We start from the raw sequence: 8,885 nt of genomic DNA on the forward strand, positions 1-8,885 counted from the left end.
CATCGACGGTATGGGGTGACGGACTGATCGATAACCCTCCGGACCACGCCATCCAGGCCGGCGAAATCGTGCGTTTTATCCCGTTTTCAGAACTGATGTGTTGAAGGCAATCATGAAAGTCGAGTTGCGGTTTTTTGCGAGCGTGCGTGAAGCGCTCGGTGTGGCAAAAGAAAGTGTCGAAGTGCCGGACGGCGTTGCCAACGTTGGCGATGTCCGTGCCTGGCTGCGCGCGCGTGGCGGCGTGTGGGCCGAGACGCTGGGGGAAGGGCGGTCGCTGCGCATGGCTTGCAACCACGAGATGACGGACCCGTCGCGGCGCATCACGGACGGCTGCGAGGTCGCGTTTTTTCCTCCGGTCACGGGCGGCTGAGATGACCCGAATTCGCGTGCAGGAAGCCGATTTCGATATCAGCGCCGAGGTCGCCGCACTACGCGCCGACAATCCCAAGGTCGGCGCGGTCGCATGTTTTGTCGGGACGGTTCGTGATCTGAACGAAGGCCATACCGTCCAGGCCATGGAACTGGAACACTATCCCGGCATGACCGAAAAGGCGCTCGAAGCGATTGCAGGCGAGGCGCGCGAGCGCTGGCCAGGGTCGGATGTGTTGATCGTGCATCGGGTGGGTAAGCTCCTGCCGCTCGATCAGATCGTGCTGGTCGCGACGACCGCGGTGCATCGGGCGGAAGCGTTCGAATCGTGCGCGTTCGTGATGGATTACCTGAAAACGCAGGCGCCGTTCTGGAAGAAAGAGAAGACCGAGCACGGCGAGAAATGGGTCGATGCACGCGAATCCGACGACGCCGCGCGTGCGCGATGGGGCGCCGCGGCCCGCTGATCAGGACTTCTCGCTGCCTGTGCCCGTCACATTCACGGGAAACGGCGTAGCGCCGCTGCGATCGGGCAGATGCTCCGCCGCTTCCGCTTCCGGTGCCGCTTCCCGCTCACCTCTGCGCAAGCGCCTGAGCGACGCCAGCAGCGCAACCTGCGCCTCGGGAATGCGATAGTCCCAGCCAAACTTGCTCAACTGCAGGCTTTGCGCAATGCGCAGCGCCGGTTCCATGAACTGGACGGCGGCGGCCGGTTCGTACCGGCTTTCGACGGTATCAAGAAATAGCGTGATCCAGCGCGCAAAGTGCTGCGGTTCGATATCGCCAAGTGGCCGGTGCGCTTCCTGCACGTTGCCGCGATAGTCCTTCGTCCCGAGCACGAGGCTCGACCAGAAAGTCGTCATTTTCGCGAGATGAGCGTCCCAGCGCCCTGCCAGCTCACGCGCGAAGATCGGGCCGAGCAGCGGATCTTCATCTACACGCCGGTAAAAAACTTCAACGAGTTCGCGGATGTTAGCTTCGCTGGCCTGCGAGGCGCGAACAGGCGGCGTGGGCTGGACTGCGGAATCGGTCATGGCTTGAATGCGTTTCGTGCAATGGTTGAAGCGGCTGAACCCGCGTTTTATACCGGCCCTTTATTCGCGGACCAAGCCTCAGAACAAGGGCGATTTCGAAGAAAAGTGAATAAATGGGAAATTTGTCGCAGAATAGCGCCCATGCCGTGAAATACGGTTTCACGTTCTCCTGCGAGTTGGCGTCTCATGATAATCGACGTTTCAGCGTGAAACCTCCGTCGTGTCAGCGACGGCTTGCCGCGGCGACGATGACGCTCGAGCCGAGTCCGGACATACGCATGTCGGCTCCGGCTCCTACGTTCAGCCTTCCATCGCCGCGCCGCGCGGTTTCCCCGTGTGCGTGCCCGACGACCCTTGGCGCGCGATCCCTGCGCGTGAACGGCGCCGCCAACGCGCCACCTTTCAAATCGATGCGCCCGCCCATGCGGCATCGAAGCGCGACTGAATAACGCGATTGTTACGCGATTACCCTAATGCGACTAACCGATTACACCGACTATTCCCTGCGCGTCATGCTCTACCTGGCCGTGCGCCCGGAAGGACTGGCGACGATCCAGGAAATTTCGGAGGCGTACGGCATCTCGAAGAATCATTTGATGAAAGTGGTGCAGCGGCTTGGAGAACTGGGCTGGGTCGAAACGCTGCGCGGCCGTAACGGCGGCCTGAGGCTCGACCCTCGTACGCCGCTTCTGACCATCGGCGAGGTAGTGCGCAAGACAGAAAATGATTTTTCCATCGTCGGTTGCTTCGCCGGGGACCATGAAGCGCACCGGCATTGCGTGATCCAGTCGCACTGCCAGTTGAGAGGCGTGTTTGCGGCGGCGCGCGATGCTTTTCTCGCCGAGCTCGACCGGCATACCATAGGGGATCTGGCGTCGCCGGCGGACGAGCTGGCGGGTTTGCTCGGTATCGTGCGGTTCATGCCTCACCCAAGCTCGGACAAAGGCGGATCGGGTCAGAGCGCCGGCCGAACTTAGGCCTTCTGCTACCTGCTCCAAAGCTCCCGCATCCTCGGCTTCCCTCGCGCCCGATTTAACGATTTATCCAAAAAATTGCCGTTTTCGGGCACCGAAGCGCTTGAAAGTGCCGGATCGCGCCTCATTTTGAATACATCCCATTTGGAGGTCTCAATATGAGAATCGACAAGCTCACGACCAAGTTTCAGGAAGCACTGGCCGACGCGCAGAGTCTCGCCGTCGGCAACGACAATCAATACATCGAACCGGTTCATCTGCTTGCTGCGCTGATTGCGCAACAGGACGGTTCGGCGCGCTCGCTGCTCTCGCAGGCGGGCGTTCAGGTTCAGGCGCTGGAAACCGCGTTGAAAGACGCGATGACGCGTTTGCCGCAAGTCCAGGGCACGGACGGCAACGTCCAGGTCAGCCGCGACCTTGCCGGCTTGCTGAACAGCGCGGATAAAGAAGCGCAAAAGCTCAACGATACGTTCATTGCGAGCGAGATGTTCCTGCTCGCAGTCGCCGATGACAAAGGCGACGCGGGCCGTCTTGCCAAGCAGCATGGCTTGACGCGCAAGGCGCTCGAAGCCGCGATCAACACCGTGCGCGGCGGCGGCCAGGTGCATAGTCAGGATGCCGAAAGCCAGCGCGGCGCGCTCAAGAAATACACCGTCGACCTGACCGAGCGCGCTCGCGCCGGGAAGCTCGATCCGGTGATTGGACGTGACGACGAAATCCGCCGTTCCATCCAGATCCTGCAACGGCGGACGAAGAACAATCCGGTGCTGATCGGCGAGCCGGGCGTGGGGAAGACCGCCATCGTGGAAGGTCTTGCGCAGCGCATCGTGAACGGCGAAGTGCCGGAATCGCTCAAGAGCAAGCGCGTGCTTTCGCTCGACATGGCCGCGTTGCTGGCCGGCGCGAAGTATCGCGGGGAGTTCGAGGAGCGGCTCAAGGCCGTCCTGAGCGACATCGCGAAGGACGAAGGGCAGACCATCGTCTTCATCGATGAAATCCATACCATGGTCGGCGCCGGCAAGGCCGAAGGCGCGATGGACGCGGGCAACATGCTCAAGCCGGCGCTCTCGCGCGGCGAGCTGCATTGCATCGGTGCGACCACGCTTGACGAATATCGCAAGTACATCGAAAAGGACGCGGCGCTCGAACGCCGTTTCCAGAAGGTGCTCGTCGACGAACCTTCGGTGGAAGCGACCATTGCGATCCTGCGCGGCTTGCAGGAAAAGTACGAACTGCATCACGGCGTGGAGATCACCGATCCCGCGATCGTCGCGGCGGCAGAGTTGTCGCATCGCTACATCACGGACCGTTTCCTGCCGGACAAGGCTATCGACCTGATCGATGAAGCCGCGTCGCGCATCAAGATGGAAATCGATTCGAAGCCCGAAGAGATGGACCGGCTCGACCGTCGTTTGATCCAGTTGAAGATCGAGCGCGAAGCTGTGAAGAAGGAGAAGGACGAAGCATCGCAGAAGCGCCTGCAATTGATCGAAGAGGAAATCGAGCGGCTGGATCGCGAGTATTCCGACCTCGAGGAAATCTGGATGGCGGAAAAAGCCGCCGTGCAGGGCAGCGCGACGCTGAAGGAAGAGATCGAGAAAGTGCGCGCGGATATCGTGCGTCTGCAGCGCGAAGGCAAGCTCGAGAAGGTCGCCGAATTGCAGTACGGCAAGCTGCCCGGGCTCGAGGCGCAATTGAAGCAGGTGACGCAGGCCGAGACCGCCGAGCAAAGCAATCCCACGCGGCCGCGCCTGTTGCGCACGCAAGTCGGTGCTGAAGAGATCGCGGAAGTCGTGTCGCGTTCGACCGGCATTCCTGTGTCGCGGATGATGCAGGGCGAGCGTGACAAGCTGCTGCAGATCGAAGCCAAGCTGCATGAACGCGTGATCGGTCAGGACGAAGCAATAGGTGCAGTGGCAGATGCGATTCGCCGCTCGCGCGCCGGTTTGTCGGACCCGAACCGGCCATATGGTTCGTTCCTGTTCCTCGGCCCGACGGGCGTGGGCAAGACCGAGTTGTGCAAGGCGCTCGCCGCGTTCCTGTTCGATTCGGAGGATCACCTGATTCGTATCGACATGAGCGAATTCATGGAGAAGCACAGCGTCGCGCGTTTGATCGGCGCACCGCCGGGTTATGTCGGTTATGAAGAGGGCGGGTATCTGACCGAGCTCGTGCGGCGCAAACCATACAGCGTGATCCTGCTCGATGAAATCGAGAAGGCGCATCCGGACGTGTTCAACGTGCTGCTGCAAGTGCTCGACGATGGCCGTATGACCGATGGGCAAGGGCGCACCGTGGACTTCAAGAATACGGTGATCGTGATGACATCGAATCTTGGATCGCACGTGATTCAGTCGATGGTCGGCGAGCCGCACGAAGCGGTGAAGGATGCCGTGTGGGAAGAGGTCAAGCTGCACTTCCGGCCGGAGTTTCTGAATCGTATCGACGACGTCGTGGTGTTCCATTCGCTCGACCGGAGCAACATCCAGTCGATTGCGAAGATCCAGTTGCAGCGGTTGCATGAACGGCTTGCGAAGCTGGAGATGCAGCTGGATGTATCGGACGCGGCGCTCGAGTTGGTCGGCAAGGTGGGTTACGACCCGGTGTTCGGCGCGCGGCCCTTGAAGCGCGCGATCCAGCAGCAGATCGAGAACCCGGTCGCGAAGCTGATCCTGGCCGGCAAGTTTGGGCCGAAGGACGTGATCCCTGTGGATGTTCGGGACGGGGAGCTGGTGTTCGATCGCGTCGTGCATTAAGACGCTTTGGTGATGCGATGAAACGCCCGATGAGGTTTATCGGGCGTTTTTTTTGTGGTTGGAGCAAGAGCGTGTTTGGGTATACCCCGTTAGCGAACTTTGGGCATCGTGATAATCTGCGACCAAGTTATCTGACGTCGTATCTAAAAAGCGGCGCTCAGACTTGAAAGTTCTCCGTTATAAAAGGCGAAAGTCATAGGACGTCCGTTCTAATCACCTCCAACTCACATCATTCCATGACGAAACTGAACCTCTTGCTGGCAGCGACAGTTGCGTGCGCCGCGTCGGTGAACGTCTACGCCAAGACCAGCGATCGGGCGTCCCTCGACTCTGCCGTCAGGCGCCTTCATGCCGCGATGATCGCGGCCAACGGCGCCGAACTCAAAGCGCTGACCACCTCGACTTTGAGCTACGGTCATTCGAACGCTTCGGTTCAGAACCAGCAGGTTTATATCGATACGATCGCGAGTGGGAAGACGCACTACAAGCGCATCGACCTGACCGAGCCGAGCGTGACGCTCGAAGGCGATAACGCCATCGTCCGGGATCATTTTTCGACAACGGTGGAGAGCGATGGCAAGCAGACCGATGTCGAACTCGATCAGTTGATGGTCTGGAAGAAGGCCGGCAACGGCTGGAAGCTGCTCGCGCGCCAGGGTTTCAAGCATTGACGAAAAAGGGCAACGGATTACTCCGATGCCCCTTCGTCACTTCAAGCAAACACTATAAAGCGAAGAACCCTCAAGCCTTCGGTTCTTCGTTCTTGCCGAACAGGCCGCCCAGACCGCCGAGCGAACCCAGCACGCTGCCGAGATCAAGCTTGCCGTCCGCCGGCACTTCGCCGTTCGGCGTTGCCTTGTCGACGAGTTGCGGCAGCACGGAGGCCAGCATGCCGCTCAACTGATCACCCGACACACCTGCCTTCTGTGCGAGATCGCTGACTGCGCCCGACCCGAGCACGTTGGTCAGGGTGTCCGAGCTGATCGGCTTGTTTTCGCCATGACCGATCCATGACGACACCACATCACCTGCGCCATTTTCATGGAAGCGCTGGATCAGGCCAGTCAGGCCGCCTGGCTGGTTGTTGATGAATTCCATGGCGACAGCGACCAGACCGGCCGGTGCTGCGCCGCCACCTTCCGGTGACGATTTGCCGAAGGAGGAGGCGAGGGTATCGAGTAGGCTCATGGCTGTCTCTCTGAAAAGCGATACGGGTTGGGTATATCGCCCGGTTGTGTTGCAGTGACCGGGCGAACAAGGCGCCGTCCGTCAGGACAACGCGTGTTCTGCTGCAAAACGACCTGAGTGCGCTTAAGTTCGAGCGTCGTGTTTGTGTCCGTTTCACGAACGACACGCCCTTGCATCAAGTCAACGGCGCGCGAAAGAAACGCGCCGCTGTCCTCAGGTTGCAGCCGCGTCGCTCGCGGCTTTCTTCTTCTTCGACTTCTTCGATGCCTTGGCGCCGCTCGCGCCAGATGCTGCATCGGCGGTGGCGGTGGTCGACCCGCTGGCGGCGTCGGCGGCTTTTGCTTTCTTCGATTTCTTCGCTTTCGGAGCCGATGCCGCGTCCGGCGTGACGGCAGGCGTGGTGGCCGTGGTCGCTGCAGGAGAGGTTGCGGCGGTAGCGGCGGCCGAAGACTTCACCGTCGATTTGCCCGGCGCGGCGCTCGTGCTGGTTGCAGGCGTCTTGGAGGGCTTCACGCCGGTTGGCGGCGCGGATGAACCACCGATGGTCAGCCCGGCTTCTTCCAGATGTCCTACGGACTTCGTGCCGAGCCCTTTCACGCGATTGGCGAGATCGTCGGCGTTCTTGAACGGGCCGTTCGCAGTCCGTTCGTCGATGATCGCCTTCGACTTCACCGGCCCGAGCCCTTTGATGGCTTCAAGCGAGGCCTCGTCGGCGGTGTTCACGTCAGTGGCGGCGAATGCCGCGCCCATCGACAACGAAAAGGCCAGAAACAACATCAACAGCTTTTTAAGCATGACAAGTGCTCCAGGTTGAAAACAGAAGGAGAAATCAGTGTCTCAGTGCCGCCCCGACTTTACTGGAAGCCTGGCCAGAAAGTCCAACTAGCATAGGACAAAACGACCGCCAGCATAATGGCGGCAACCGTGAATCGGTTCGGGCAGCATTAATTTTGACAACATCGCCGGATAGTATTTTGCTGCGGCAGCGCTTTCGCTGCAGCGTTTCAAATCTCTTTTGCGATTATTACCAGACGCGTGGCGGATCGGGACGGTCCTGTCGAGATTTAACAGTTTCTGAATGTCGCTGCGATTAATCTGTCTTTTGTCTTGTAAAAATTATCAACAAAATCCGCCTCCGATCAGCCCTTGGTTTTGATTTTCACGAATGCGCCGCGAACCTCGAATTTCACGGAGTCGACGACTTTGCCGTGTTTATCGATGAGATCCAGCGTGTGATGTCCCGGCCACGGCAACCATGCCATGCGTTGTGCGCGTCCGGCCGGCTTGCCGTCCAGACGCCACGTGCTGCCCGAAGGCGCGCCTTGTCCGCTTTCGAACCAGACGCGCTGGCGGGCCGCGGGAATGTCGGGGTCGAGCGCGAAGATCGTGCCGTCGGTCGGCGTAGAGATTCGCGCCGCGCCGGAGTTATCCGCACCCTTTATGGTTCCCTCAGCATTCGCCGATAACCCGATCCGCGACATCTGCGTGCCGCTCAGGAACCAGTCGTCGCGCGCCGGTTCGATATCGTTCTGATACGTGATCTTCGTGCGCACCACGCCTTCGGGCGCAGCGGGCGCGCGGCTCGGCGTCTGCCGGTGCAGGTAGTTGACGAGCGCGGCCCACACGGGCGCGGCGCCCGTCACGCCGGAGACGTCCCACATCGGCGCGCCGTCGGCGTTCCCGACCCACACGCCGACCGTATAGCGCGACGTATAACCGACCGCCCAGTTGTCGCGCATGTCCTTGCTCGTGCCGGTCTTGACGGCGCTGAAAAAGCGCGTGGCGAGCACGCTGTCGAAGCCGAACGTACGCGTGCGGGCGTTGTTGTCGGCAAGGATGTTCGTCACGATAAAGCTCGCCTGCGGGCTGAAGATACGTGTTCCGGGCACGGCGGCAGGATGCACCGCCACGTCGGACATCGAACCGGAGGTGCCCCTGTTCGCAAGCGTGCGATACGCGTTCGTGAGCGATGCAAGTGTCACGTCGGCGCTCCCCAAAGCGAGGCTGAAGCCGTAGTAATCGCCGGCCTGCGTGAGCGGCAATCCCAGCGAGACCAGCGTCTTCGCGAACTTGTGCGGCGTGACCATCACGAGCGTACGCACGGCCGGCACGTTCAGCGATGACCCGAGCGCCGTGCGCATGCTCACCCAGCCCTTGAAATCGTGATCGTAGTTTTGCGGGATATACAAGCCGCCGCCCGTGGCGAGATCGAGCGGGGCGTCGTCGAGTAAAGAGGCAGGCGTGAGGCGCTTTTCGTCGATGGCCTGAGCGTACAAGAACGGCTTGAGCGTCGAGCCGGCCTGGCGCAACGCGATGACGGCATCGACTTCCGGCGCGTTCGACAACCCGCCCGCCGAGCCTACCCACGCGAGAATTTCACCGCTGCGGTTATCGATGACGATCGCGGCGCCGTCGTGCACATTGCGCTGATGCGCGCGCGAGTTGAGTTCGAGCAAGGTTCGCGCGAGCGAGTCACGGGCGAAGCGCTGCAGCGGGGCGTCGATCGTGGACTGGACACGCGCGCCCGCTGCAGGATGCACTTCGCAGGCCACACGGCGCGCGAA

At 60.9% G+C, this 8,885-nt stretch carries 9 protein-coding genes; 5 read left to right on the forward strand and 4 right to left on the reverse strand.

Annotated features, from left to right (window positions below):
- Nucleotides 1–112 precede the first annotated feature (112 nt).
- The gene (gene moaD, locus ACFFAR_RS16475) at nucleotides 113–370 is read left to right on the forward strand and encodes a molybdopterin converting factor subunit 1 (RefSeq protein ID WP_174363635.1); all 258 of its coding nucleotides are present in this window, start codon (nucleotides 113–115) and stop codon (nucleotides 368–370) included.
- 1 nt (nucleotide 371) lies between these two features.
- The gene (gene moaE / locus ACFFAR_RS16480; RefSeq protein WP_174363636.1) at nucleotides 372–836 is read left to right on the forward strand and encodes a molybdopterin synthase catalytic subunit MoaE; all 465 of its coding nucleotides are present in this window, start codon (nucleotides 372–374) and stop codon (nucleotides 834–836) included.
- Here the strand turns inward: moaE and ACFFAR_RS16485 are convergent, their stop codons facing one another.
- Nucleotides 837–1,403 carry a group III truncated hemoglobin gene (locus tag ACFFAR_RS16485; protein ID WP_174363637.1) on the reverse strand — a complete coding sequence of 189 codons (567 nt, stop codon included), beginning with the start codon at nucleotides 1,401–1,403 and terminating at the stop codon, nucleotides 837–839. It abuts the gene before it with no gap.
- Nucleotides 1,404–1,876: 473 nt separating this feature from the next.
- Here ACFFAR_RS16485 and ACFFAR_RS16490 point away from each other — a divergent pair, with 473 nt between their 5' ends.
- From ACFFAR_RS16490 to ACFFAR_RS16500, 3 genes are all read left to right on the forward strand, one after another.
- Nucleotides 1,877–2,380 carry an Rrf2 family transcriptional regulator gene (locus ACFFAR_RS16490; protein WP_061999559.1) on the forward strand — a complete coding sequence of 168 codons (504 nt, stop codon included), beginning with the start codon at nucleotides 1,877–1,879 and terminating at the stop codon, nucleotides 2,378–2,380.
- Between the two features lie 155 nt (nucleotides 2,381–2,535).
- Nucleotides 2,536–5,133, forward strand: a complete 2,598-nt coding sequence (gene clpB, locus ACFFAR_RS16495; RefSeq protein ID WP_061999558.1) for an ATP-dependent chaperone ClpB — start codon at nucleotides 2,536–2,538, stop codon at nucleotides 5,131–5,133.
- 236 nt (nucleotides 5,134–5,369) lie between these two features.
- Nucleotides 5,370–5,804 (forward strand): DUF4440 domain-containing protein, encoded by a 435-nt coding sequence (locus ACFFAR_RS16500; RefSeq protein ID WP_174363638.1) that lies wholly within the window; start codon nucleotides 5,370–5,372, stop codon nucleotides 5,802–5,804.
- Nucleotides 5,805–5,874: 70 nt separating this feature from the next.
- Here ACFFAR_RS16500 and ACFFAR_RS16505 read toward each other — a convergent pair whose 3' ends face one another.
- The 3 genes from ACFFAR_RS16505 to ACFFAR_RS16515 all read right to left on the reverse strand — a co-directional run.
- The gene (locus ACFFAR_RS16505; protein WP_061999556.1) at nucleotides 5,875–6,321 is read right to left on the reverse strand and encodes a YidB family protein; all 447 of its coding nucleotides are present in this window, start codon (nucleotides 6,319–6,321) and stop codon (nucleotides 5,875–5,877) included.
- A 213-nt stretch (nucleotides 6,322–6,534) separates the two neighbouring features.
- Nucleotides 6,535–7,116 (reverse strand): helix-hairpin-helix domain-containing protein, encoded by a 582-nt coding sequence (locus ACFFAR_RS16510; RefSeq protein ID WP_174363639.1) that lies wholly within the window; start codon nucleotides 7,114–7,116, stop codon nucleotides 6,535–6,537.
- A 344-nt stretch (nucleotides 7,117–7,460) separates the two neighbouring features.
- A partial coding sequence (locus ACFFAR_RS16515) for a penicillin-binding transpeptidase domain-containing protein (protein ID WP_375508143.1) occupies nucleotides 7,461–8,885 on the reverse strand: 1,425 nt, incomplete at its 5' end.

It is taken from the genome of uncultured Caballeronia sp., assembly GCF_964243625.1.
Taxonomy (GTDB): Bacteria; Pseudomonadota; Gammaproteobacteria; order Burkholderiales; family Burkholderiaceae; genus Caballeronia.

What these genes read in the sequence shown, in the direction of transcription:
- moaD (WP_174363635.1), top strand. Translation starts at nt 113, where the DNA reads ATGAAAGTCGAGTTGCGGTTTTTTGCGAGCGTGCGTGAAGCGCTCGGT.
- moaE (WP_174363636.1), top strand. Translation starts at nt 372, where the DNA reads ATGACCCGAATTCGCGTGCAGGAAGCCGATTTCGATATCAGCGCCGAG.
- ACFFAR_RS16485 (WP_174363637.1), bottom strand. Translation starts at nt 1,403, where the DNA reads ATGACCGATTCCGCAGTCCAGCCCACGCCGCCTGTTCGCGCCTCGCAG.
- ACFFAR_RS16490 (WP_061999559.1), top strand. Translation starts at nt 1,877, where the DNA reads ATGCGACTAACCGATTACACCGACTATTCCCTGCGCGTCATGCTCTAC.
- clpB (WP_061999558.1), top strand. Translation starts at nt 2,536, where the DNA reads ATGAGAATCGACAAGCTCACGACCAAGTTTCAGGAAGCACTGGCCGAC.
- ACFFAR_RS16500 (WP_174363638.1), top strand. Translation starts at nt 5,370, where the DNA reads ATGACGAAACTGAACCTCTTGCTGGCAGCGACAGTTGCGTGCGCCGCG.
- ACFFAR_RS16505 (WP_061999556.1), bottom strand. Translation starts at nt 6,321, where the DNA reads ATGAGCCTACTCGATACCCTCGCCTCCTCCTTCGGCAAATCGTCACCG.
- ACFFAR_RS16510 (WP_174363639.1), bottom strand. Translation starts at nt 7,116, where the DNA reads ATGCTTAAAAAGCTGTTGATGTTGTTTCTGGCCTTTTCGTTGTCGATG.